Source organism: Pantoea agglomerans, assembly GCF_021397715.1.
Taxonomy (GTDB): Bacteria; Pseudomonadota; Gammaproteobacteria; order Enterobacterales; family Enterobacteriaceae; genus Pantoea; species Pantoea astica.
Map to the genome: position 1 here is coordinate 1457435 of NZ_CP090207.1, position 26100 is coordinate 1483534.

18 protein-coding genes and 1 riboswitch are annotated in these 26100 nt (G+C 57.3%); of the genes, 3 read left to right on the plus strand and 15 right to left on the minus strand.

Annotation, left to right across the window (positions count from 1 at the left end; all coding sequences use genetic code 11):
• Nucleotides 1-4: 4 nt before the first annotated feature.
• Both LZU96_RS06900 and LZU96_RS06905 read right to left on the minus strand, forming a co-directional pair.
• On the minus strand, nt 5-964 hold the full coding sequence (locus tag LZU96_RS06900; RefSeq protein ID WP_233987607.1) for an AEC family transporter: 960 nt from the start codon (nt 962-964) through the stop codon (nt 5-7).
• 97 nt (nt 965-1061) lie between these two features.
• Nucleotides 1062-1259 carry a hypothetical protein gene (locus LZU96_RS06905; RefSeq protein WP_233988147.1) on the minus strand — a complete coding sequence of 66 codons (198 nt, stop codon included), beginning with the start codon at nt 1257-1259 and terminating at the stop codon, nt 1062-1064.
• Between the two features lie 980 nt (nt 1260-2239).
• Here LZU96_RS06905 and guaD point away from each other — a divergent pair.
• The 3 genes from guaD to thiD all read left to right on the plus strand — a co-directional run bounded on the left by guaD (nt 2240) and on the right by thiD (nt 6220).
• Nucleotides 2240-3598 (plus strand): guanine deaminase, encoded by a 1359-nt coding sequence (gene guaD / locus LZU96_RS06910; protein ID WP_233987608.1) that lies wholly within the window; start codon nt 2240-2242, stop codon nt 3596-3598.
• Between the two features lie 906 nt (nt 3599-4504).
• Nucleotides 4505-4601, plus strand: a riboswitch (TPP riboswitch).
• 34 nt (nt 4602-4635) lie between these two features.
• Complete coding sequence (gene thiM / locus LZU96_RS06915) at nt 4636-5433, plus strand: hydroxyethylthiazole kinase (RefSeq protein ID WP_233988148.1); 798 nt, start codon at nt 4636-4638, stop codon at nt 5431-5433.
• Entirely contained in the window at nt 5420-6220 is an 801-nt protein-coding gene (thiD, locus tag LZU96_RS06920; protein ID WP_233987609.1) for a bifunctional hydroxymethylpyrimidine kinase/phosphomethylpyrimidine kinase, read from the plus strand. Before thiM ends, thiD begins: the two co-directional genes overlap by 14 nt.
• A gap of 39 nt (nt 6221-6259) precedes the next feature.
• On the opposite strand, the gene LZU96_RS06925 is transcribed toward thiD, so the two are convergent.
• The 13 genes from LZU96_RS06925 to LZU96_RS06985 form a co-directional block, all read right to left on the minus strand.
• Nucleotides 6260-6946 (minus strand): GntR family transcriptional regulator, encoded by a 687-nt coding sequence (locus LZU96_RS06925; protein ID WP_233987610.1) that lies wholly within the window; start codon nt 6944-6946, stop codon nt 6260-6262.
• Between the two features lie 100 nt (nt 6947-7046).
• Nucleotides 7047-8510: a mannitol dehydrogenase family protein gene (locus tag LZU96_RS06930; RefSeq protein ID WP_233987611.1), complete on the minus strand. Its 1464-nt coding sequence runs from the start codon at nt 8508-8510 to the stop codon at nt 7047-7049.
• Nucleotides 8511-8577: 67 nt separating this feature from the next.
• Nucleotides 8578-9861, minus strand: coding sequence for an MFS transporter (locus LZU96_RS06935; RefSeq protein ID WP_233987612.1), 1284 nt, complete (start codon nt 9859-9861; stop codon nt 8578-8580).
• Nucleotides 9862-9942: 81 nt separating this feature from the next.
• The gene (locus LZU96_RS06940) at nt 9943-10953 is read right to left on the minus strand and encodes a Zn-dependent oxidoreductase (protein ID WP_233987613.1); all 1011 of its coding nucleotides are present in this window, start codon (nt 10951-10953) and stop codon (nt 9943-9945) included.
• A gap of 10 nt (nt 10954-10963) precedes the next feature.
• Nucleotides 10964-12178 (minus strand): D-mannonate dehydratase ManD, encoded by a 1215-nt coding sequence (gene manD / locus LZU96_RS06945; protein WP_233987614.1) that lies wholly within the window; start codon nt 12176-12178, stop codon nt 10964-10966.
• Between the two features lie 145 nt (nt 12179-12323).
• On the minus strand, nt 12324-13223 hold the full coding sequence (gene yegS, locus LZU96_RS06950; RefSeq protein WP_233987615.1) for a lipid kinase YegS: 900 nt from the start codon (nt 13221-13223) through the stop codon (nt 12324-12326).
• 221 nt (nt 13224-13444) lie between these two features.
• A complete protein-coding gene (yegQ, locus tag LZU96_RS06955) occupies nt 13445-14827 on the minus strand; it encodes a tRNA 5-hydroxyuridine modification protein YegQ (protein ID WP_233987616.1) in 1383 nt (460 codons plus the stop codon).
• 126 nt (nt 14828-14953) lie between these two features.
• Nucleotides 14954-15661, minus strand: coding sequence for a two-component system response regulator BaeR (gene baeR / locus LZU96_RS06960; RefSeq protein WP_233987617.1), 708 nt, complete (start codon nt 15659-15661; stop codon nt 14954-14956).
• Nucleotides 15662-15667: 6 nt separating this feature from the next.
• Complete coding sequence (gene baeS, locus LZU96_RS06965) at nt 15668-17056, minus strand: two-component system sensor histidine kinase BaeS (protein WP_233987618.1); 1389 nt, start codon at nt 17054-17056, stop codon at nt 15668-15670.
• The gene (locus LZU96_RS06970) at nt 17053-18459 is read right to left on the minus strand and encodes an MFS transporter (RefSeq protein ID WP_233987619.1); all 1407 of its coding nucleotides are present in this window, start codon (nt 18457-18459) and stop codon (nt 17053-17055) included. The genes baeS and LZU96_RS06970 overlap by 4 nt, the downstream gene beginning before the upstream one ends.
• A 70-nt stretch (nt 18460-18529) precedes the next feature.
• A complete protein-coding gene (gene mdtC / locus LZU96_RS06975; RefSeq protein WP_233987620.1) occupies nt 18530-21604 on the minus strand; it encodes a multidrug efflux RND transporter permease subunit MdtC in 3075 nt (1024 codons plus the stop codon).
• The gene (locus LZU96_RS06980) at nt 21601-24723 is read right to left on the minus strand and encodes an MdtB/MuxB family multidrug efflux RND transporter permease subunit (protein ID WP_233987621.1); all 3123 of its coding nucleotides are present in this window, start codon (nt 24721-24723) and stop codon (nt 21601-21603) included. Before LZU96_RS06980 ends, mdtC begins: the two co-directional genes overlap by 4 nt.
• Nucleotides 24723-25961 (minus strand): MdtA/MuxA family multidrug efflux RND transporter periplasmic adaptor subunit, encoded by a 1239-nt coding sequence (locus tag LZU96_RS06985; RefSeq protein WP_233987622.1) that lies wholly within the window; start codon nt 25959-25961, stop codon nt 24723-24725. Before LZU96_RS06985 ends, LZU96_RS06980 begins: the two co-directional genes overlap by 1 nt.
• Nucleotides 25962-26100: the final 139 nt, after the last annotated feature.

The window sequence follows — 26100 nt, forward strand, 5'->3', positions numbered from 1 at the left end:
TTTTTTAGTATCCCGCCAGCGTCATCAGCATCATCCACAACGGCGTTGTCACCGCAGCAAACAGGGTTGAAAACAACATGCTGGCGGCAGCCGGGCCGGTTATCACGTTGAATTTCTGTGACATCAGGTAGACATTCACCCCGACCGCCATCGATCCCAACAGCACCACTACTTTACTCTCCAGCGGCGGCAGGCCGGTCAGCCAGGCGATCGCCCATACCGTCATCGGTTGCAGCACCAGCTTGAGCAGGCAGAGGGTATAGCTCTCTTTCAGGCCTTCACGCACCCGGTAATGGGCCAGACTCATGCCCAGCGTGACCAGTGACAGCGGCGCAGCGATCGATCCCAGCATTCGTAGCGGCTCAGCGGCCAGCAGCGGCAATGGGCGCTGCAGAAAACTCCAGGCGGTGCCGCTGAGAATGCCAATAATCAGCGGATTCTTCAGCACGCCGATCGCCGTGCGTCCCAGCCCCTGCATTGAAAAGCTGCCCTGTTTCGCCCATTCCACCGATACCGTCAGCAGCGTCCAGAGGATCAGGCTGTTAAATACCAGCACCAGCGCCACTGAGGGCAGGGAAGCCGGCCCCAGCAGCACGGTAGCCACCGGAATGCCCAGCATCACGTTATTCGAAAAGATGCCGCCCAGCGCGAAAACCGAGCCTGCCACGCCATCCAGCTTAAACAGTCGTTTCGCCACGATCCGGCCGACAATAAATACCAGCAGGCAACTGCCAAAGAAGGCCAGCAGCAGCCGCGCGTCAACCGGCGGACTCTGGTAGAAATGGCTCATCACGCCAAACAGCATGCAGGGCAGCGCGACGTTGAACACGAAGCGGTTCATCCCTTCGCTGATGCTGGCGGGCCATTTACCCAGCCGGGTCAGTCCGTAACCGAGCAGGATCAGGATAAACAGCGGTGCGGACAGATAAATTTGATGACTGAGGCTATTGAGCAGAAGAGGCATACGGCGGTTCATTTCAGGCAGCTAATAATTATCAGCCTAACAAATTGTTAACCAACAGGTAACCTGCCGTGGCGATAAATCTCGATCTGTCTGCTTTTTAGCCCAGCCAGCGGCGCGCCTGCCGATCGCTGATATCGCGATAATAGACACGATGAATCATTTCGCCGCAGCCCGAACAGCGGGCGGAAATATAAGTGGAAAGATAGTGTCTGCCATTTGGCGCAGTGGCACCGTGACGTTCGATATTAATGTCCTGCCATCGATGGCGGTGAGGAATAAGCGCTGACAATCGCATCATACATCCTGAATAGTATGAAGTTCCGCTTCCGGAGTCGTTTAACTCCATGAAAATAAGTGTTTTTTTTGCGATGCTGTGCGCAGGCTAATTATTATGGCGTGATGCAGCTTATCAATGGGAATAACATCCCCGCAGGGCGCTAATATCACCTACCTCAAAAGAGGTATATTTATAGCCCGCAGCATTAAGCCTGTTTTTGCCGTCACAGGAATTGATCGGGATCATACGAAGTGTTACCGGCGCGAGGATTGATCGCGCAGGGGTGACTGGTTTTCGCTGCGACGGCTCCTTATGTTGCAGGCTGTAACGTGACTCGGGTGCTCTTGCTGGTGAAGGCTGAATCGTCAGGGTTAACCCAGACACTTTCAATCCATTGAAAAAATTGGTTCTCATATTATGCCGGTGGCATCTGATTGCCTGAACCCCGCCAACGCCTGTTTTGAAGACGCTGGATCGCAGACTGCGCTGCATTGTAATGGCTGAATCGTCAGTGCCGTGCTTTTATAACCAGGTATAGAGACTGCGTTGCTGATATCAAGGCGGGTAGTGATGCTTGCAATAGAATAGTCGCGATCAATAACCGCTTTGTCCGCTTAAATTTTCTGCTCTTCGGGAAAGGGTGAAGAGCGCTGCCACCCCTGGCAGAATGGCAAGTCAGTTAACCCATCAATAGTGGAGTGCGCTTTAATGTAAAGCTCTATATGTGTTCCAAAATGGGAAGATAAAAATTAAAAACAATTAAGGTTAGTGTAATAAAACCGTTTAATTATTTGTCACTTTTTAGGTGTGTTGAGATTTTTATTTGATTTATCAGAGCGATATAAAAAGGGTGGGGCGTTCAGGTCGTTTGTTTTGCTTAACCCGGCCCCATAATTCAACCGCATCTTTCGTATCTGGCGTCACTTACGATTTTCCTATCCTGTTGCTCCTGATTTGAAGTTGATGGATATAAAGATAATTTCTTAACGGAGTGGTCAATGAAACCTAAGTTTGTTGCTTTATTATGTCTGTTTTCATTTTGTTCGGCGGCTGATACCGTTGGGTATCGAGGTGATATCCTTTATTTTAAAGGGGATCCCGCCAAAGACTCAGAGGCCACGGTTTATATTAAGGATGGCTATCTTATTGTAAAAGACGGACGCATTGTTAAATCAGGTGACTATATATCGTTGAAGGATCAGCCTGTTGATAACACCGTCGATTACAGCGGCAAAATTATTACTGCTGGATTTGTCGATACTCACGTTCATTATCCTCAGATCACGATGATCAGTGAATATGGTGAACAGCTGATTGGCTGGCTTAATACTTATACTTTTCCAACAGAGATAAAATATAAAAACCATCACTATGCTTCACAGCAAGCAGCAGAATTTCTTGACCAGTTGATCAACAACGGGACGACCACTGCGCTGGTATTTGCGACCAGTTCACCGGTATCAGTCGATGCTTTTTTTGAGCAGGCGTTAAAACGCAATATGCGCATGATTAGCGGCAAGGTATTGATGGATCGAAACGCACCTGCAGAATTGCTGGATACGCCGCAGTCAGCCTATGAAGAGAGCAAATTGCTGATTGAGAAATGGCAGCACAAAGGACGGCTGGATTATGCGGTCACACCTCGCTTTGCGCCGACATCAACGGATCAGGAGTTGGCAGTCGCAGGAAGATTGCTTAAAGAATATCCCGATGTTTATCTGCATACCCATTTAGCTGAAAACAATCAGGAAGTCGAATGGGTAAAACAGCTATTCCCGCAAAGTCGCAGCTACCTGGATGTTTATGATAAACATGGGCTGGTAACCAAAAAATCGATTTTTGCCCACTCGATCCATCTCAACGATGATGACTTCAGGGTGCTGTCAGAGAAGAACGCTAATATTGCTTTTTGTCCTACTTCAAATCTTTTTTTGGGCAGCGGGCTCTTTAACCTGGATAAATCAAGAGAATATCATATTCCTGTGGGCCTCGGGACGGACGTAGGTGCCGGTACCAGTTTATCTATTATTCAGACAATGGATGAGGCTTATAAAGTCACACAAATGCGGAAAGCGTTTACTGATAAGCCAGAAGAAGTGCACTCTCTCACGCCGAGGGAAAATCTCTATCTGGCTACGCTTGGCGGTGCTACGGTGCTGTCCCTCCAGGATAAAATAGGCAGTCTGACGCCTGGCAAAGAAGCCGATTTTGTGGTGCTCGACCCTCTGGCCGGTCCGATTCTGTCTGAGCGTAACAAGCAGGCGAAAAATATCGACGAAATTCTGTTTGGTATGGAGATGCTGGGTGATGATCGCATCGTTGCGCATACCTATGTGATGGGAAAGAAAATGAAATAATCTGACATTTCGTGACGAGTAGAAAGACGGAGAATGCCCGAACCGCTTTTATCTGAGAGCGGTGTTAACAGGCAGTAAGCCGACGCAATATATAAATTATAAGTCCTGCTAAAGGCGCTCTCCGTCTGTTTCTAAACCAATTTGACAGGCTTAAAGGCAATGTTCCTGTCACAAGCCGCCCGATTTACACTAACGGCACAAGAATCAATAGTTCAGGCGGTAGTACGCTTGTCACAGAGAATCGTCAATCACCATAAATTCCCGCATCAATGGGTGGTGAGGGCTCTTCGCCTGGCAAAAGGATGATTGTCTGCGCGTGAGCAAAGATAACGGGTTTTATAGCCACGCCTGGCAGAGAAATGCTTAGTGGCGACTAATTGAATTTAAGCCTGACAGTGTGATTTCACCTCAGCCCGCGGCGCGGCTGCCGATCGCTGATATCGCGATAATAGACACGATGAATCATTTCGCCGCAGCCCGAACAGCGGACGGAAATATAAGTGGGAATATAGTCTCTGCCGTTTGGCGCAGTGGCACCGTGACGTTCGATATTAATCTCCTGCCATTGATGGCGGTGAAGAATAAGCGCTGACAATCGCATCATACATCCTGAATAGTATGAATTTCCGCTTCAACAGTCGTTCAACTCCCTGAAAATAGGTGTTTTTTTGCGATGCTGTGCGCAGGCTAATTCTTATGGCGTGATGCAGCTTATCAATGGAAATAACATCCCCGCAGGGCGCTAATATTACCTACCTCAAAAAAGGTGTATTTATAGCCCGCAGCATTAAGCCTGTTTTTGCCGTCACAGGAATTGATCGGGATCCTACGAAGTGTTACCGGCGCGAGGATTGCTCGCGCGGGGTGACTTGCTTTCGCTGCGGCGGCTCCTTATGCTGCAGGCTGTAACATGACTCGGGGTGCCCTTCCACGTGAAGGCTGAGAAATACCCGTTGAACCTGAACTGGATAATGCCAGCGTAGGGAAGTCTGATGCCTGACCGCATTCGCCTTCTTGTTCGCCGGTTGGGAGCTATGATGAATCATCAATCTCAACACCTTTCTGCTGCGCAATTCGCGCCCATTCTGTACCGCTTCCGTCGCCAGTCACCACTGGTGCACTGCATGACCAATGACGTGGTTCAAAACTTTACCGCCAATGTGCTGCTGGCGCTCAACGCTTCGCCAGCGATGGTGATTGATGCAGAGGAGGCCGCGCAGTTCAGCGGTTTTGCCGATGCCTTGTTAATTAATGTCGGGACGCTGACCGCTGAGCGCCAGCAGGCGATGCAGGCGGCGATCACGGCTGCCCGTCAGGCCGGCACGCCCTGGACGCTGGATCCGGTGGCCGTTGGAGCACTGACGCTGCGCACGACTTTCTGTCAGCAGCTGCTGAGCCAGCAACCGGCGGTGATCCGGGGGAATGCCTCAGAGATTCTGACGCTGGCGCAGCAGGCCGGCGGCGGACGCGGAGTAGACAGCCTGCATCAGGCGGATGTGGCGCTGGAGGCGGCCCGGCAACTGGCCCGTGACTATCAGACGCTGGTGATCGTGACCGGCGAAGTGGACTACGCTACCGACGGTCTGCGGACTTTTGCCATTCACGGCGGCAGCCCGCTGATGACGCGGGTGGTCGGCACCGGCTGCGCGTTGTCGGCAGTGGTGGCGGCCTTTAGCAGTCTGACCGGTGACCGGCTGCTCAACGTGGCGACGGCCTGTCAGGTGATGGCACGCGCCGGTGAGCAGGCAGCGGCAGGCTCGACCGGGCCAGGTAGTTTTGCCACGGCGTTTCTTGATGCGCTCTGGACGCTGGAGGTGAACCATGAAGCGCATTAATGCCCTGACTATCGCCGGTACCGATCCCAGCGGCGGAGCGGGGATTCAGGCCGATCTGAAAACCTTTTCGGCGCTGGGCGCGTACGGCACCAGCGTGATCACCGCGCTGGTGGCGCAGAATACCCGAGGCGTCCAGTCGGTCTACCGCATCGATCCTGACTTTGTCGCCGCTCAGCTCGATTCAGTGCTGGATGATGTGCGTATCGACAGCGCGAAAATCGGCATGTTATCGGAAACCGCGATAGTAGAACGGGTCGCGGCACGGCTGAAGCGCGCTGAAATTCCCTTTGTGGTACTGGATACGGTGATGGTGGCGAAAAGCGGCGATGCGCTGCTCTCGCCGGATGCAATTGCCAGCGTGCGCGAACTGTTACTGCCTCAGGTGTCGCTGATCACGCCGAATCTGCCGGAGGCGGCGGCGTTGCTGGGATGTGCCGTAGCGCAGAATGAAGCGCAGATGCGGACGCAGGGCGAGGCGTTACTGGCAGCGGGATGTCAGGCGGTATTGATGAAAGGCGGACATCTTACGGCTGACGACAGTCCGGACTGGCTGCTGACGCCTTCGGATCAGCTGCGGTTCAGCACGCCGCGCGTCAATACCCGGCATACCCACGGCACCGGTTGTACGCTGTCAGCAGCGCTGGCGGCATTGCGTCCCCGCTATGCGAACTGGGCAGATACGGTGGCTGAGGCCAAAGCCTGGTTGCAGCAGGCGCTGTTGCAGGCAGATTCACTGGAGGTCGGGCAGGGGATTGGTCCGGTACACCATTTTCATCAATGGTGGTAACAGCGTTGCGTCGTCCCTGAACAGGGCGACGCAGCGGTATCAGGGGGCTTCAAACCATGCGCTGTTGCGCTCGGCGATAGGGGTAATCGAGAAGATCATCTCCTGCAGATGGCGGCGCATCGCCGCTTCGGCAGCGTCAGGGTCGTGCTGTTTTAACGCCGCGAAAATCTCCTCATGCTGCTCAATCAGGCTTTCCGGCGGGGAAACCTCACTCAGCGTCAGAAAACGCACCCGGTCCATCGCCGCTTTGATGTTCTCGACCGTTTCCCACGCCAGCTTACAATCAATACTTTCGGCAATCAGCCGGTGAAACTCATCATCCAGGCTGAGAAACGCCTGGCTGTCATGCCGCTCAGCGGCCATACGCTGCAGTTGCAGGTTGTGCGCCAGCACCATCAGCGCCGGTTCGCCAATCTCCAGCGCGGCACGACGCACCACCGACACTTCCACCGCTTCACGGATAAAGCGACCATCCGCCACCCGTTTGGCAGAGATTTTACGCACAAAGGTGCCGCGCTGCGGCAATACCTGTACCAGCCCGGCCTCGGCCAGTTTGATGAACGCTTCCCGCACCGGCTGGCGAGAGACGTTAAAACGCGCAGAGACCTCTTTTTCCGACAGCAGCGAACCAGGCTGAATCGCACAGGTCACGATATCTTTGCGCAGAAACCGGTAAATCTGCTGATTCACCGGTTCGCTGGTGGTAATGGTATAAGCGATCGACATGCAGCAATATCCATATTACGGCTGGCTGATGCCAGCCCGATGGGAAAGAGTCAGTCTAATCAGCACGCTGCGTCTGCGCCAGTGCTTTGTCACCAGGCGGTTATGCCTGGCTCATGCACTGTTGTACCGTCGCCCGCGCGCCCTGAGTCGTCAGCTGCTGATAATAGGCGGTCAGTCGGGCAACCAGATCGGCGTTTTGCGCCAGATCGTCGCCAAAGATTTCGCGCAGACCCAATAGCGCACGCACACGCGGCGCGCCTTCTTCGCTGCTGGCGACCGTCTCTGCCAGCGTGGCTTTCAGCGGATCGCGAATTTCAATCGGCTGGCCCTGCTCGTCAATGCCTCCGACATAGCGCATCCAGGCTGCCACGCCCAGCAGCAGCAGTTCGCAGCGGCTGTTGTTACGCAGATGCCAGCGCAGACTGTCCAGCAGACGCTGCGGTAATTTTTGCGATCCGTCAGTGGCGATTTGGTATGTGCGATGTTTGATGGCGCGGTTTTCATAGCGGGCAATCAGCGAATCAGCATAGGCTTCAAGGTCCACGCCCTGGGTGCGCAGGGTCGGTGCCTGCTCATCGACCATCAGTGAACGGGCTGCGGCACGGAAGTGCGGGTCCGCCATGCAGTCACTGATGTGCTGATAACCGGCAAGGTAACCCAGATAGGCGAGGAAAGAGTGGCTGCCATTCAGCATCCGCAGTTTCATCTCTTCATACGGCAGCACGTCGGAGACCAGTTCGGCACCCGCTTTTTCCCACGCCGGGCGACCGCTGACAAAGTTATCTTCGATGACCCACTGAAAGAAGGGTTCCGCTTCCACCGCCACCGGATCACGGGAGCCGAGCCGTTCGGCTAGCGCATCAAAGGCAGCATCGGTCATCGCCGGCACGATACGGTCAACCATGGTTGACGGAAAGGTGATCTGCTGCTGGATATAATCAGCCAGCGCCTTATCCTGCCGTTGTGCCAGCTGCACAATCACGTTGCGGGTCACATGGCCATTCTCCGGCATGTTGTCGCACGACATCACGCTGAAAGGGGGCAGACCCAGCTCGCGACGCCGGGCAATCGCGGCCAGAATCAGACCCGGCAACGAACGTGGCGACTGCGGGTTTTGCAGATCATGGACGATGTCGGGATGATCCGGATTGAGATTGCCGCTGGCCGGCTGGTGGCAATAGCCTTTCTCCGTCACGGTCATCGAGACAATCGCCACATCGGGCTGACACAGCGCGTCGATTACCGCATCAATGCCGTCGCCTTTACCATGCAGCGCCGCCGTGATTACGCCGATGACCCGGGTCTGCAGCGAATCATCCGCCATTTCGGTCAGGGTATAGAGCAGTTGCTGTTTGCGCAGCGCCTGAATCAGTTCGCCGCTGTTAAGGTTAACTTCGCAGTAACCCCAGTCGCTGTCGTGTTCGGCGGCCAGCTTATCGCTGCACAGCGCCTGATGGGCACGGTGAAAGGCACCAAAGCCGATGTGCACCATCCGGGTTTTAAGCTGGCTACGGTCGTAGGCAGGGCGCTGGATCTCAGCGGGCAGGCGATCAATCTGTAACATAGTCCGTCCTTATGGCAAACGGGGCGCGAGGCGCCCCGAAATCAGTGATCATGTCGCGTGATGAAGGTTATACCGAAACCGGTTTATCCTGCGTTTTCGGGCTGCGAATCACAAACAACACCAGGAAAGCACCCAGCGCGGCGACACAGCCAGCCAGCACAAAGGCGCTGTCGAATTTGCCGGTATGCTGGACAATAAAGCCGGTGACAATCGGGCCGATGATACCGGACAGGCTGCCGACCAGATGGATAAAGCCGCTGATGCTGCCGACCCGGCTCTTGTGCACCACATCCTGAATAATCGCCCAGTAGATTGCGCCGGTAATGTAGAGGAAGAAGATCGACACCGACATCATCATCACCGCGGGAACCACATCTTTTATCGTACCTGCCAGCGCCACACAAATTGCCGCCGCCAGCAGTGAGACCACCAGCACAATTTTACGGGACAACAACAGTTTGCCGGTGATGTTAAAGATTTTATCGGAGATCCAGCCGCCCAGCGCCAGGCCGACGAAACCGACAATCCACGGGATCATGGTGGTGATGCTCATCGACTTGATATCCAGGCCGTGCGCCTGCACCAGATAAGCCGGAAACCAGCTCAGGAAGAAGAACAGAATGTAGTTGTAGCAGAAGAAGGCAAACGCGGTCACCAGGATGATCGGCTGACGCAGGTAGTAGCCAAACGGATGAGCGGTTTCTGACAGATCGGCCTCATCATTGGGGTTCGCCGCTTTCAGACGTTCAATTAACAGGCGCTCCTCTTCACTCACGCGTTTGCTTTTCGCCGGGTTGTCCGCAGCGAAGAACAGCCAGAAGGTCATCCATACCAGACCGATGCAGCAGACGATAATGAATGCCGGACGCCAGCCATAGGCCAGCGCCAGATAACCGATAATCGGACCGGCTACCGCGCCACCCAGCGGCGAACCGGCGCTGAGTAATCCCATCGCGGTGGCGGCCTGTTTTTTGGGAAACCAGCCGTTGATCGCTTTGTTGGCCGAGGCACAGATAGGTCCTTCAGCCATACCGAACAGCACGCGCAGGATCAGCAGCGACCAGAAACCGGTCGCCAGCGCGGTCATGCCGCAGAAGATTGACCAGGCGCCTACCGCGACCGCCAGCACAATTTTCGGGCCAAACCGGTCAGTGGCGAGGCCACCGACGAAGTTAAACAGCGCGTAACCAAAGAAGAAGCTGCCGAAGATCATGCCGAACTGCTCAGCATTGATCGCCAGATCTTTTTCCACCAGCGGCACGGTCAGCGACAGGGCAACACGATCGAGGTAATTGATCATGTAAACCAGGAACAGCAGTAAAACGAGGGTCCAGCGCAGATTCTTGAACATACAAACTCCGTGATCTGTTTTCTCTTTATAATCATGCCGGCGGGTACGCACCGGCTGAGGACACCTGGTGTTCAGTGGGCATTAACCCATTTGCAGGATCACTTTGCAGCAGGTGCGCGGATCTTTCTCGAACAGCGTCATGGCGCGTTCAATCTCCTGAAGTGGGAAATAGTGCGTGACCAGCTTCTCTGGCTGGATTAACCCTTTTTCCATCCATTCAATCACCTGCGGGAAGCGGTTGCTGTTAAGCCGTGAGGTAAACAGCGACAGCTCTTTGCTGGTGAGACTTTGCTGCGTAATGCTGCAGGGTTCGCCGGAAAAGCCCAGCAGACCGATACGCGCCGCCGGAGAGGCGAGGGCAGCCGCTTCGGCCAGAATGGTGGGATGGCAGGCCGCGTCGATAATCAGCGTCGGCTGAACGCCTTCCAGCTGCGCTGCCAGCGGAACCTCGCTGTTGTTAAACAGCCGATCGGCCCCGTTCTGCTCTGCCAGTGCCAGCCGTTCCGGCAGGCGATCCACCACCATTACCTCTTTGACGTTGTAAACGCCTTTCAGCACCTGAATCGTGGTTAAGCCCATCGGACCGGCACCGTAAATCAGCGCCACATCCTGCGGTTGCGGCTGCAAAAACGCAGTGATGTTAGCGGCGATGGTAAACGGCTCGACCAGACTCGCCAGCCGATCGGGGATGCTGTCCGGCAGGCAGAAGGCATTGCTGGCGGGGGCCAGCGCATAGTCACTGAAGCCGCCGTCGCGATGGACGCCAATCACCTGCAGTGAAGTACAGACGTTGGGGCGACCTACCGAACAGGGATAGCAGTGACCACAGCTGACCACCGGATCGACCGCCACGCGTTCACCCAGCCGGGCCGCATCGACGCCGTCGCCGACCGCATCGATCACGCCAAAAAATTCATGACCAATCACCCGCGGATATCTGGCGAACGGGTTGTGGCCGTGCCAGATATGGACGTCAGAGCCGCAGATGCTGGCATAGGCCACTTTCACCCGGACTTCACCGGCCGCCGGTTGCGGCAGCGGACGTTCAGCCAGCACCAGCTCGCCTGGTTGTTCAATTACCACACTTTTCATCGGGCGCTCCTTACCAGTTCCACAGCGTGCCGTCTTCGAGACGGGCGACCGGCAGATAGGCGGGTTCGTAGGGATATTTCGCGGCCAGCTTCTCGTTAAATTCAATGCCCAGACCCGGTTTGTCGCCAGGATGCATATAGCCCTGGTCAAAGGTCCAGTTAGCCTCGAACAGCTCCATCATCTGTTCAGAGAAGCCCATATACTCCTGCACGCCGAAGTTAGGCACCCAGAGATCAAAGTGCAGCGCGGCTGCCATGCAGATTGGCGAGAGATCGGACGGACCGTGTGAGCCGGTGCGTACCTGATAGAGTGAGGCGAAATCCGCAATGCGGCGCATCCCGGTAATTCCGCCCGCATGGGTAATGGTGGTGCGGATATAGTCAATCAGCTGCTCTTCAATCAGCTGCTTACAATCCCAGATGCTGTTGAACACTTCTCCTACCGCAATTGGCGTCACGGTGTGCTGACGGATCAGGCGGAAACATTCCTGATTCTCGGCTGGCGTCGGATCTTCCATCCAGAACAGGCGGTAATCTTCCACGCTCTTACCGAAACGCGCCGCTTCAATCGGCGTCAGACGGTGGTGCATGTCATGCAGCAGATGCTCATCAAAGCCAAATTTGTCACGGATCGCCGCGAACAGTTTTGGTGTGAAATCGAGGTATTTCTCGGTTGACCAGAACTGCTCTTCCGGCCAGTTACCTTTGGTGGCGGGTTCATAGGCCAGCCCTTTACCTTTCGCCATGCCGTAGGTGGTTTTCATCCCCGGTACGCCGCACTGGGCACGGATCGCCTTGAATCCCAGCTCTTTATGCTTCGCGTAGTCGTCCATCACTTCATCGATGGAATGGCCGGTAGTGTGGCAATAGACCATCACACCGGTGCGTGACGCGCCGCCCAGCAGCTGATAAACCGGCATATTGGCGGCTTTGCCTTTGATATCCCACAGCGCCATATCCACCGCAGAGATGGCGGACATGGTCACCGGGCCGCGACGCCAGTAAGCGCCTTTATAGAAGAACTGCCAGATATCTTCGATTTGATGCGCATCGCGGCCAATCAGCTGCGGGCAGACGTGATCTTTCAGATAGGACGCTACCGGTAATTCGCGGCCATTCAGCGTGGCATCGCCAATGCCGGTCAGGCCCTGATCGGTAGTGATTTTGACAGTGACAAAGTTTCTGCCTGCACAGGTTACAAATACTTCAGCGTTAACAATTTTCATCCCGATAGCCTTTAGTCAGCATTCAATGATGAAAAAATACGCGCTTTAATACTACCATACAAGTTGATGCGGCAGAGTTGTGAAGGCAATCACAAAGCGTTAACGCTGGCAAAAAGAAAGGGGCTTTCGCCCCTTGTTTGATCAATCAGGCCAGCAGCGGACACTGCGGCGGCAGACGGCAACTCAGCGCACCGGCCAGCACCTCAATCACGAACTCACGTCCGGAAAGCGGCTCACCGTCAAGGTTAAAGGTCATTTCATGCGGTGAACGGATCGTCAGCGACTGCAGCTGCGTGGTGACGATGCCGGGATTGTCATCATCGCCGGTCAGCGAGTGCAGCAGCGTAGGCAGCAGCTCCTGAGCGGTGACGATGCTGACATCCAGCCGGCCATCGTTGATCAGCGCCGACGGACAGAGACGCTGTCCGCCGCCCGCCTGACGGCCATTACCAATCCCGATCACCAGCGCATCGCCCTGCCAGTGAAAGTCGGGTCCGCTGATTTCACAGGTATCGGGCTTGAGGGTATCCATCCGCATCAGGCCGTGAATAAAGTAGGAGACGCCGCCCAGAGCCGATTTCAGTTTTTCCGGCGTTTCGGTGGTGATCCGGGTGCCAAATCCGCCGGTCGCCATATTAATGAAATAGTGGGTCTGATTGACCCGCGCCAGATCGATGCTGCTGGCTTTACCCTGAATGGCCAGCCGCAACGCGGGTTCCATCTCTTCGGGGATGCCGACGCTGGTGGCAAAATCGTTGGCGGTACCCAGCGGCAGAATGCCGAGCACCGGACGATGGGCCGCTTCAGAGGCTGCCAGCGCGGTGGCGATCTCATTGATGGTGCCGTCACCGCCGCCAGCGACCACGGTTTCTGCCTGTAGTGCAATCGCCTCTTTGACATAGCGGTCACCGTCACCTTTTTCAAAGGTCACACGTACCGCGATATCAAAACCTTCTTCACGCAGCGAGCTGATTGCGTCTCGCAGATCATCATTGCCTGCGCCTTTTCCATTCAGAATCAGCAGCGTAAGCGATTTTTTATCCATTATCTGTTCCTTGAAGATCTACAGAGTGAGAGGAGGGTTATAACATAGCTGACCGCCGAAAATTATTGGCGATAGTGAGAAAAAAGAAAACCCGCACGGGGGAGCCGGGCGGGTGAATGAGGTGGTTCCAGTAATAACCTGCTGATTGTTGTTACTCGTTGGCAGCAGGCGGGACTATAAGGCAGCGCCGCTCAGGGGTCTGTGATCCTGTTCTAACTTCATCAAAATGTTTCAGTTGGTAAACGATTTGCATGAGGATCGCGCGTGTCCTGGCCGTCAGCAAAATTGCGCAGCAGCAGGCCGAAGCGCAGATCAACCTCTTCGGGTACCCGCAGCCAGACGCGGTGTCCGTCGCCGGGCGCAACATCGATCGCCTCGCCACGTGCATTCTGCAACGCATCCAGCTGACACAGCAGATTCCCGGCGGGCGTCATGATCTCCAGCTGATCGTGCAGCATGAATTTGTTTTTCACCGCCACTTCCGCCCAGTCATCCCGTCGCTCACCGGTAAATTCGCCCACGAACTGCTGACGATCGGAGACTGAAAAGCCCTGCTGATAGTTCTGGTAGCTGTCGTGGGTGTGACGACGCAGGAAACCTTCGGTATAACCGCGATGGGCCAGTCCTTCCAGCGTTTCCAGCAGCGACGGATCAAAAGGTTTTCCGGCGGCAGCATCGTCAATCGCCCGGCGATAGACCTGCGCGGTGCGGGCGCAGTAATAGTAAGATTTGGTGCGGCCTTCAATCTTCAGCGAGTGGACGCCCATCTGACTGAGACGCTCAACGTGCGCCACCGCGCGCAGATCTTTGGAGTTCATGATGTAGGTGCCGTGTTCATCTTCAAAGGCGCTCATTACCTCGCCCGGCTTCATCTTCTCTTCCAGCAGAAACACTTTGTCGGTCGGCTGCCCGACGCCGAGCGTCGGCGTGACATCCTGCACCGGGATCGGCTGATGGATACCGACGATATTGCCGACCTCATCCTGCTGGCCTTCGGCCACCTTATACTCCCAGCGGCAGGCGTTGGTGCAGGTGCCCTGATTGGGATCGCGTTTATTCATGTAACCGGAGAGCAGGCAGCGGCCGGAGTAGGCCATGCAGAGTGCGCCGTGAACAAACACCTCCAGTTCCATCTCCGGCACCTGCTGACGGATTTCGGCAATCTCTTCCAGCGACAGTTCGCGAGACAGAATCACCCGGCTCAGCCCCATCTGCTGCCAGAACTTAACCGTCGCCCAGTTAACCGCATTGGCCTGTACCGACAGATGAATCGGCATCTGCGGAAAGGCCTCCCGCACCAGCATGATCAGGCCCGGATCGGACATAATCAGCGCATCAGGCTGCATCGCCACCACCGGGGTTAAATCACGGATAAAGGTTTTCAGCTTGGCGTTATGCGGCGCAATGTTAACCACCACATAGAACTTTTTGCCCAGCGCGTGCGCTTCATCGATCCCTTTGGCGAGGTTTTCGTGGGTAAATTCATTGTTGCGCACCCGCAGGCTGTAGCGCGGCTGGCCGGCATAGACCGCATCGGCACCATAGGCGAAGGCGTAGCGCATGTTTTTCAGCGTGCCGGCAGGGGAAAGCAGTTCGGGTTTCATCGGGTTCTCACTGATGTCAGGTCAGTATGCCGCCTCAGGCGACAGCGGCAGGGCCGGTCAGAGGCCCTGCTAAAGGTGCGGAATTGTAGGCAGTGGGAAAACGGAAGTAAATTGATCGGGATCAAACTAGATCAAATGACAAACGTCAGCTTCCCAGCGATAGCCCATACCGTAGACGGCGCGGATAAAAGGTTGTTCGCTATCAAGGCTTTCCAGCTTGCGGCGCAGATTTTTAATGTGGCTGTCGATGGTCCGATCGGTGACGACACGGTAGTCGTCATACAGATGGTTGAGCAGTTGCTCACGCGAGAACACTTTGCCTGGCTCCAGCGACAGCGTTTTCAGCAGGCGAAACTCTGCCGGGGTCAGATCCAGCGGCCGATCGCGCCAGCTGGCCACAAAGCGGCCTTCATCTATCGTCAGCAGCGAGCTGTTCGGCACCTCTTCGGCACTGCGTTTCACCCGGCGCAGAATGGTTTTCACCCGCGCCACCACTTCACGCGGGCTGAACGGCTTGCAGATATAGTCATCTGCGCCGATCTCCAGCCCCAGCAGCCGATCGATCTCTTCGGTGCGGGCGGTGACCATAATAATCGGCAGTTCCGAGTGGCGACGGATCTCGCGACACAGCGTCAGCCCGTCGGTGCCGGGCAGCATCAAATCCAGCAGCATCAGGTCGGGCGGCGACTGGCGTACATAGTCCAGCACCGCATTGCCATCGGCAATATGGTGGGTGCGGTAATTGGAGGCGTGCAGATAGTCGATCATCAGCTGCGCCAGTTTTGGTTCATCTTCGACCACCAGAATTAACGGGTCGTGGTTTGGCTGGCTCATAAGCAGTTACACAGAGGGAACGTAGCGCAAGTGTAGCGCGATTTTCAGTCCACCTAAATCAGAGTGCTCTGCAGAGATGTCACCACCGTGCGCATCAACGATGTTTTTACAGATCGCGAGGCCGAGTCCCGACCCGCCGCTGGCCCGGTTACGCGAGCCTTCGGTACGGAAAAAGCGTTCGAAAATCTGCGCCTGATGTTCGCCGTCGACGCCGGGCGCACTGTCTTCCAGATCGATGCGCCAGTAAGGCGCTTCATACCACAATTTCACCTCGACCCGGCCTCCGCTGTCGGTATAGCGCAGGCTGTTTTCCAGCAGGTTGGTGAACAGCTGCATCAGGCGATCGGGATCGCCAAAGAATGGCGCTTCATCCGGCAGGTTGAGTTTCAGGGTTAAACCATAGGCGCGGTAGCGTTCAGCAAAGCTGCCGGCGGTCACCTCCAGCAACTGCACCAGATCGGTCGCCTGCTTGCGGTAGGCGAGGGCGCCCTCATCCGACAGGGAAAGCTGATGCAGATCGTCCACCAGCTTGGTCAGCACCACCACTTCACTCTGCAGCGAGGCGATTGCCTCCGGCGTGATTTTACGCACGCCATCCTGCATCGCCTCCAGCTCGCCGCGCAGAATGGCCAGCGGGGTACGCAACTCGTGGGAGATGTCCGCCATAAAGGCGCGGCGCATGCTTTCGTTTTTTTCCAGCGAGCTGGCCAGCAGGTTAAAGTCACCGGCCAGCTGACCCAGTTCATCCTGACTGCCAACCTCTACCCGGGTTGCAAAATTACCGGCCGCCAGATGATGGGTGCCGTCAACCAGCCGTTTGACCGGTGCCAACAGGCCGCGCGCCATCAGCCAGGTCACCAGCGCCGCCAGCAGCGTGGAGAGCGCGACGATATACCAGCTGGTGCGCCGCTGCTGTTGATCAAAATTAATGTCGGTGCTGCGCGTCAGCCGCTCCGGCGGCGAGCCGATCACCCAGCCAACCACTTTACCGTTGCTGGTGGTGATATTACGTCGCGATCCTTCGGGCGGCACCGGCGAGCGCGGGCCGACCATCACTTTATATTGCTGGTCGAGGATCCAGAACTGGGTGCGCCAGCCGTGGGGCGGCAGCTGATTATTGCTGTCGGGATTCTGCTCCAGCGACCGCAGAATATTAAACACCAGCCGATCGTTATGGCGCAGAAAATCCCAGTTACCGTGCTGCTCATACTGATCGGCCAGCGCGTCACTCAGCAGGCTTAACCGTTGTTCGTTGCCACGCTTGATGTAATCGACAAAGCCATGTTCAAAGCTGAGGCGGACGCCCCAGTGCATGGTGATCAAGACCAGCATGCAGGTCGAGAAAATCGCCATAAACAGCTTGGCGCCAATGCCGATGCGCAGGTTAACCTTCATGACTTTCTCCGGCGTCGTAAGTCGACGTTTTTACTCACCTGCTGCGGCACGCGCCAGAACACCAGCGCCGGCAGGATAATAATCAGGGACATGCACAAATAGGCATAAATAAACATCTGATGTTCCGCACTGCTGTCGCTGGCAGCATCCTGAGCAAAGGCACCCAGCAGCAGGCCAGCCAGCGTCACGCCGATACTCATCGACAGCTGCATAATCATCGACAGCAGGCTATTGCCGCTGGAGGCGAGTTCATCGGGCAGCTCTTTCAGCGTCAAAGTATTCATTGAAGAGAAGCGGATAGCGTTGACCATGCCCTGCAGAAATAGCACCAGCGGCAGCAGCCAGACCCAGCCCAGAATCGCCACCAGCGGGAACAGCAGCACCACCAGAGCCAGCGCAATCGTCGATACCACCAGCACGTTGCGATAGCCAAACAGGTTCACGATGCGCACCACGATGCGCTTCATTCCCATATTGCCCAGCACCATCGGGATCATCATCAGCCCGGCGTGAAACGGGCTGTAGCCCATGCCGACCTGCAGAAAAATCGGCGTCATAAAGGGCAGCATGCCGCTGCCGATGCGGCCGGTAAAACTGCCGAGCAGGCCAATCGAGTAGATGCGGTTATCAAACAGCTTCAGGCTGAACAGCGCATTGTCATTGCTGCGCGCGTGCATCAGATAGAACAGCAGTGAGAACATCCCGACCAGGATCATCGCGCCGAGCAGTAACGGCGAGCCGCCGCTGCTGCGCTGACCATCCAGCGCCAGAGTTAAGGTCGCCATACCCACCGCCAGCAGGATAAAGCCGCTGAAGTCAAACCGGCGGGTTTGCATCGCATAGTTCGGCATCAGCATCAGGGTCGCGACGGCACCGGCAATGCCGACCGGAATGTTGATCAGGAAGATCCAGTGCCAGCTGGCGTACTCCACCAGCACGCCGCCCAGCGCCGGCCCCAGCAGCGGGCCGATCTGACCCGGCAGCGTCACAAAGGTCATTGCCGACATATACTGTTCGCGCGGCACGATTTTCATCACCGTCAGGCGCCCGACCGGCACCATCATCGCGCCGCCAATGCCCTGAACCACCCGCGACATCACCAGCTGATCAAGCGTGGTGGAGAGGGCACACAGCAGTGAGCCGAGGCTGAACAACACAATGGCGCTGAAGAAAATATTGCGCACCCCGAAGCGGTCGGCCAGCCAGCCGCTGACCGGCAGCATCACCGCCACCGTCAGCACGTAACAGACAATCACCGAGTGCATATGCAGCGGACTGACGCCCAGATCGTGCGCCATCGCCGGAATGGCGGTGTTCACAATGGTGGTATCCAGCGTCTGCATAAAGAAGCCGATCGCCACTATCCATAATTGCCAGCGGACATTTGCGCTCTGTGTGTTCATCGTTCAGCCCCGAAAATCACGTCACTTCGCTCTCTTCACCCCGCGCGACGCTGCTGCGTCGCACACCCTGTTATTGCTGCTGCGCTGTGACCTGCGGATGTTTTTTACGCCGCAATTTATCCATCATCAAATAGACCACCGGCGTGGTGTAGAGCGTCAGCAACTGGCTCATCACCAGGCCACCGGCAATGGTAATGCCGAGCGGCTGGCGCAATTCCGCGCCGTCACCGCTGGTCAGCACCAGCGGCAGCGCGCCAAACAGCGCCGCCAGCGTGGTCATCAGAATCGGCCGGAAGCGCAGCAGACAGGCCTGAAAAATCGCTTCGTGCGCGCTGAGCTGGCCGTTGCGCTGTGCCTCAAGGGCGAAATCTACCATCATGATAGCGTTCTTTTTCACGATGCCGATCAGCAGCAAAATCCCGATTAGCGCAATCAGGCTGAACGGGGTATCGAACAGTTCCAGCGCCAGCAGCGCGCCGACACCAGCCGATGGCAGCGTCGACAGGATGGTCAGCGGATGAACATAGCTCTCATAGAGAATCCCCAGCACGATATAGACCGCGCCAATCGCCGCCAGCATCAGCCAGAGCTGGCTGCTCTGCGACTGCTGAAACACCTGAGCGGTACCGGCAAAGCTGCCGCGCACGCTGGAGGGGACGCCGAGTGCGGTCATGGTGCGATCGATCGCTTCAGACGCCTGCGACAGCGACACCCCTTCCGGCAGGTTAAACGAGATGGTCGACGCCGCCGAAAGCCCTTCATGGTTAACCGACAGCGGGGCGTTGGCTGGCTGCCACTTTGCAAACCACGACAGCGGAATCGCCTTGCCTTCGCTGTTGATAACAAACATCTGCGACAGAGCGCTGATGTCCTGGGTGTAGCGCGGATCGACCTCCATTACCACTTTGTACTGATTCAGCGGCTGATAGATGGTGGAGATCTGACGCTGACCAAAAGCGTTGTTTAGCAGGGCGTTAGCGTCAGAGACGCTGATGCCAAGCCGTGCCATGCTTTCACGATCGTAGCTCAGGTCCATCTCACTGCCTTTATCCTGCTGATCGGAGTTGACGTCCGCCAGCTGCGGCAGGGCGGCGAACGCCTGACGGATTTTGGGCTCCCAGGTTCGCAGATCATTGAGATCGTCCGACAGCAGCGAATACTGATAGCTGGCATTCGACTCGCGTCCGCCGACGCGCAGATCCTGCACGGCATTCAGGTAGAGGTTAGCGCCTGGCTCCTTCGCCAGTTTGATCCGCAGGCGGGCGATCACCTCCTGTGCGCTCTCTTTACGCTCGGAGAGCGGTTTGAGCGAGATAAACATCGAGCCGCTGTTGGTACGCATCCCGCCGGTAAAGCCGACCACGCTTTCGACCGCCGGATCGGCACCGACGATCTCCATGAAATCCTGCAGCTTGCTGCGCATCGCCTGGAACGAAATGCTCTGATCTGCCGAGATAAAGCCGGAGAGCCGGCCGGTATCCTGTTCGGGCATAAAGGTTTTCGGGATGCTGATAAACAGCCAGACGGTCAGGCCGATGGTGGCTAAAAACAGCAGCAATACCCAGCGGGCATGGTTCAGCACCACGCGCAGCGATCGGCCATAGCCCTGCTGGATGGCCAGCAGCAGCCGGCCTGAGCCATGCCGCCGTGGCTGGCTGCCCGGCACCGTGGGTTTCAGCAGATACGCACACATCATCGGCGTCAGGGTGACCGAGATAAACAGCGAAATCACGATCGCGACCGACAGGGTGATAGCAAACTCGGCGAAGAAGCGGCCAATCAGCCCGCCAATCATCAGCAGCGGCAGGAAGACCGCAATCAGCGACAGACTCATCGACAGCACGGTGAAGCCGACTTCCCGCACCCCTTTCAGCGCCGCGGCCAGCGGTTTCATTCCCGCCTCGACGTGGCGGGCAATGTTCTCCAGCACCACAATCGCGTCATCCACCACAAAGCCGGTGGCGATGGTCAGCGCCATCAGCGACAGATTATTCAGGCTGAAGCCGCACAGGTACATCGCGGCGAAGGTGCCAATCAGCGAAACCGGCACCGCAACCGCCGGGATCAGCGTGGCGCGACCGGAACGCAAAAAGGCGAACACCACCAGGATCACCAGCGCGACGGCAATCACCAGCGACTGCTCCACTTCATGCAGTGAAGCGCGAATGGTTGGCGAGCGATCCTGCGCAATCTGCAGATCGATAGCGGCCGGGATCACCTCATGCAGCAGCGGCAGTTCGGCGCGAATGCGATCGACGGTATCGATGACGTTGGCTTCAGGGGTTTTGCGAATCAGCAGCAGCACCGCCGGTTTACCGCGCGACATCCCGGCGTTGCGCACGTCCTGAACCGAGTCCTCAACCGTGGCAACGTCCGACAGCCTGACCGCCGCGCCGTTGTTGTAGTGCACGATCAGCGGCTGATACTCACTGGCGGTCTGCAGCGCGTCATTGGTACGCAGCTGCCAGCGCTGCTGCGAATCATCCAGTGCGCCCTGCGGCCGCCGCTGGTTGGCATTGCTGATGGCGGTGCGCACCGCATCCAGCGACACGCCCTGATTAAACAGCGCCTGCGGATTCAGCGCCACACGCACCGCAGGCAGCGAACTGCCGCCCACCGTGACGTCGCCCACGCCCTCAATCTGTGACAGCTTCTGCGCCAGCTGGGTCGAGGCGTAGTCATACAGCTGACCCGGATTGTAACTATCCGAGGTCAGCGTCATGATCATGATCGGCGCATCCGAAGGGTTCACTTTGCGATAGGTCGGGCGCGACGGCATCCCGGTCGGCAGCAGGCTCTGCGCGGCATTAATCGCCGCCTGCACATCACGCGCTGCGCCATTGATGTCGCGATCAAAATCGAACACCAGGATAATGCGGGTACTGCCCAGCGAGCTGGTAGAGGTCATTTCACTGACCCCGGCGATGCGGCCCAGCGAACGCTCCAGCGGCGTGGCGACCGACGAGGCCATGATCTCCGGCGCGGCACCGGGCAGGGAAGCCGAGATGACGATGACCGGGAAATCGACCTGCGGCAGCGGGGCGACCGGCAGCAGGCGAAAGCCCAGGATCCCGGCCAGCGCAATCGCCAGCGTCAGCAGAGTGGTGGCGACCGGCCGATGGATAAACAGCGCAAAGAACTTCACTCTGCGGCCTCCGTGCGGCCGAAGCGACGACGGGTTGCCAGCGCCAGTCGATCAAACAGCAGATAGATCACCGGCGTGGTAAACAGGGTCAGAACCTGACTGACAATCAGCCCGCCGACCATCGCAATCCCCAGCGGGTGACGCAGTTCCGCGCCGACGCCGGTACTGAGCATCAGCGGTAATGCGCCCAGCAGCGCGGCCAGAGTCGTCATCAGAATCGGCCGGAAACGCAGCAGACAGGCCTGATAGATGGCGTCGTAAGGCTGCATACCCTGTTCACGTTCGGCCGCCAGCGCGAAGTCGATCATCATGATGGCATTCTTTTTCACGATACCGATCAGCAGAATGATGCCGATGATCGCCACAATATCCAGCTCGTTGCCGCTGAGCATCAGCGCCAGCAGCGCGCCGACGCCAGCGGTCGGCAGCGTCGACAGGATAGTGATCGGATGGATAAAGCTCTCATACAGCACCCCGAGCACGATGTACATCGCCACGATGGCCGCCACAATCAGCCAGACGGTGCTGCTCAGCGCGGCTTCAAACGCCAGCGTGCTGCCCTGGAACTGGGTCATCATGTCGGCCGGCATACCGAGCTGCGCTTCCGCCTGCGACACCGCTTTAACCGCATCCTCCAGCGAATAGCCGTCAGCCACGTTGAACGAGAAGGTGGCCGACGGGAACTGATCGAGATGGTTAATGCTGAGCGGGGTATGGCGCTGCTCAATCCGGGCGATGGTGCTCAGCGGCACGCTGCCGCCGTCGCTGCTGGCCAGACGAATGCCGTCCAGACTTTGCAGGCCGGGCGTGGCGCGGTTGTCCTGCTCCAGCACCACGCGATACTGATTGGCCTGGGTATAAATGGTGGAGATCAGTCGCTGACCAAAGGCGTTATACAGCGCGTTATCCACGTCAGCCATACTGATGCCCAGCCGGCTGGCGCTGGCGCGATCAACATTGATATAGGCTTCCAGCCCCTGATCCTGCCAGTCGCTGCTGACGTCCCGCAGCTGCGGCAGGGTGTTGAGCTCGGCCAGCAGCGCCGGCACCCAGGTAGAGAGCGACGCCAGCGAGCCCGACTGCAGCGTAAACTGATAGGGCGTGCGGCTCGCCTGGGTATCGATGGTGAGATCCTGCACCGCCTGCAGCCATAACTGCACGCCCGGAATCTGGCTTACCTGCTGCTGCAGCCGTTGCTGAATCACCGGAATACGATCTTCACGCTGGTCGAGCGGCTTGAGGTTGATTTGCAGGCGGGCGCTGTTCAGCGCGGCGTTGGTGCCGTCGACGCCGACAAACGAGGTCATGCTCTGGACCGCCGGATCTTTCATGATAATCGAGGCGACGTCGCGGGTACGCTCGGCCATGCTGGCGTAGGAGACCGACTGCGGCGCCTGCAGCGTGCCCTGAATAATGCTGTTGTCCTGCTGCGGGAAGAAGCCTTTCGGGATCATCATCCACAGCATCAGCGTCAGCACCAGCGTGCCGAGCGCTACCGATAGCGTCAGCCACGGATGGCTGAGCACCCGGCGTAAACCACGGCCATAGACGGCGATAATGCGATCAAACATCGCTTCACTGGCGCGCGAGAAACGGTTCTGTTTACGCAGCGACTCGGCGCTCAGCATCCGGGCACACATCATTGGCGTCAGGGTCAGTGAAACCACCGCTGAAATCAGAATCGCCACCGCCAGCGTCACGGCAAATTCGCGGAACAGACGTCCGATTACATCGCCCATAAACAGCAGCGGGATTAATACCGCAATCAGCGAGAAGGTCAGAGAGATGATGGTAAAACCGATTTCGCCTGCGCCTTTCAGCGCCGCGGTCAGCGGTTTTTCCCCTTTTTCGATATAGCGGGAGATGTTCTCGATCACCACAATCGCGTCATCGACCACAAAGCCGGTGGCGATGGTCAGTGCCATCAGCGTCAGGTTGTTGATCGAGAAGCCGAGAAAATACATCGCCGCAAAGGTGCCGATCAGCGACAGCGGTACCGCCACCGCCGGGATCAGCGTGGCAGGCACATTGCGCAGAAACAGATAGATGATCATCACCACCAGCGCCATCGCCAGCATCAGCTCATACTGGGTATCGTTCACCGACGCGCGAATATTAGTGGTGCGATCGGTCAGCAGTTTAACGGAGACCGATTTTGGCAGCGCCGCCGTCAGCGCTGGCAGCATGGCGCGGATGTTATCGGCGGTGGCAATAATATTGGCACCCGGCTGACGCTGCACGTTGAGCACAATGGCGGCGTCGCGGTTGGCCCACGCACCCAGCCAGCTATTCTCCGCACCCTGCTCAATAGTGGCGACGTCACCCAGCCGCACCGGTGCGCCATTGTTGTAGCTGATGATCAGCTGACGGTAATCTTCTGCCGATTTCATCTGATCGTTGGCCGACAGGGTAATCGAGCGCGTTGGCCCATCCAGACTGCCTTTGGCCGAATTGACGTTAGCGTTACTGATGGCGGTGCGCACCGTCTCGCTGGTCAGGCCCAGCGCCGCCAGCGCCTGGGCATTCATTTTGACCCGCACTGCGGGCCGCTGACCGCCGGACAAGGTCACCAGACCCACACCGCTGACCTGAGAAATTTTTTGTGCCACCCGGGTTTCCACCATGTCCTGTACCTGGGTCAGCGGCATACTGCTGGTGGTAACGGCCAGCGTCATGATCGGCGGATCGGCCGGGTTCACTTTGCTGTAGACCGGCGGGTTAGGCAGATCGTTAGGCAGCAGGTTGGTGGCGGAGTTAATCGCCGCCTGCACTTCCTGTTCCGCCACGTCGAGCGGCAGGCTGAGCTGGAACTGCAGCGTTACCACCGATGCACCACCTGAACTCTGCGATGCCATCTGCTTCAGGCCCGACATCTGGCCGAACTGACGCTCCAGCGGTGCGGTAATCGACGAGGTGACGACATCCGGGCTGGCGCCGGGATAGAGCGTGACCACCTGAATCGTCGGGTAATCGACTTCCGGCAGCGCTGAGACCGGCAGGAAGCGGTACCCCAGCACGCCCGCCAGCAGAATGGCAATCATCAACAGCGTGGTGGCGACCGGACGCAGAATAAACTGGCGTGACGGTCCACCGCTGTGATCGGGAGGCATCACCTGCATTACTCACGCTCTCCTTTCGACGGCAGGGTCGCACGGCTGCTGCGCGGGGCGGTACTTTGCGGCGCGACAATCTCCACGGTTGCCCCTTCGGTCAGGCGATCCAGACCGTCAGTCACCACCCGCTCACCGGCTTCCAGACCGGCGCTGATCACCACTTTCTGGCTATCCTGCAGGCCAGCCATTACGCTTTTCTTACTGACTTTATTGTCACTGTTAACCACCCAGACGAAGTGGCCTTCATTGCCCATCTGTAGCGCAGCGGCCGGGATCACTATCGCATCCTGCAGCGTATTGACCTTCAGCCGAACGTTTACGAACTGATTCGGGAACAGCGCGTCGTCCTGGTTATCGAACCGCGCTTTGATTTTGATGGTGCCGGTGGTGACATCAATCTGGTTGTCGAGACTCAGCAGCTTACCGCTGGCAATCAGCGTCTGATTACTGCGATCCCAGGCTTCGACCTGCAGCGTTTCGCCGTTTTTCTGCGCCTTGAGAATCTGGCTGATGTTATTTTCGGCCAGCGTGAAGACCACGTCGATGGGATGCGTCTGGGTGATCACCACAATGCCGGTGGTATCGCCGCTGGTGACGTAGTTGCCGACATCAACCTGCTTCAGGCCGACCCGACCAGCAATGGGCGCGGTGATGCGGCTGTAGGTCAGATTAAGCTGGGCGCTGGCGACGCTGCCTTCATCGGCCTTCAGGGTGCCGAGGGTTTCGCTCACCAGCGAGCGCTGAGTGTCCAGCTCCTGTTGTGACACCAGCGAACTTTTCGCCAGTTTTTCGAAACGCGCCAGGTCGCGCCGGGCATTCGCCAGCGTGGCCTGATCTTTTGCCAGCTGCCCCTGCGCCTGGGTTAATGCGACCTGATACGGGCGCGGATCGACTTCCGCCAGCAATTCCCCGGCTTTGACCTGCTGACCTTCGGTAAAGTGAATCGCCACCAGATCGCCATTCACCCGGCTACGTACCGTGGCGGTATTGGCCGCGGTCACGGTGCCTAATCCGCTCAGATATTGCGGCACGCTCTGGCGAGTGGCGCTGGCCGCCTGGACCGGGGCCAGCGGACGGCGCGCGCCCTCAGCGCCACTTTTGCCGCGGGGTGCCTGACCTTTTGTCTGGCTATCGCTTTGCGGTTTAGCAGCGTGTTGCTGCCAGCCGTAATAACCGCCCACGGCGGCGATAATCACCACCAGCACAATCAGGCTCTTTTTCATAACAGGATGTCGGGTGCTCATTATTTTTCATGCTCTCCAGCAGTGACGTAGTCCCAGGCGCAGGCAGCAAACGGTGAGCCTGCAAACGACAGATTGTAGTCGCCTCTGACGGGCAAAAGTTGAAGGAAATAAGGATATCTGTCCGGGCGGGGTCATTATG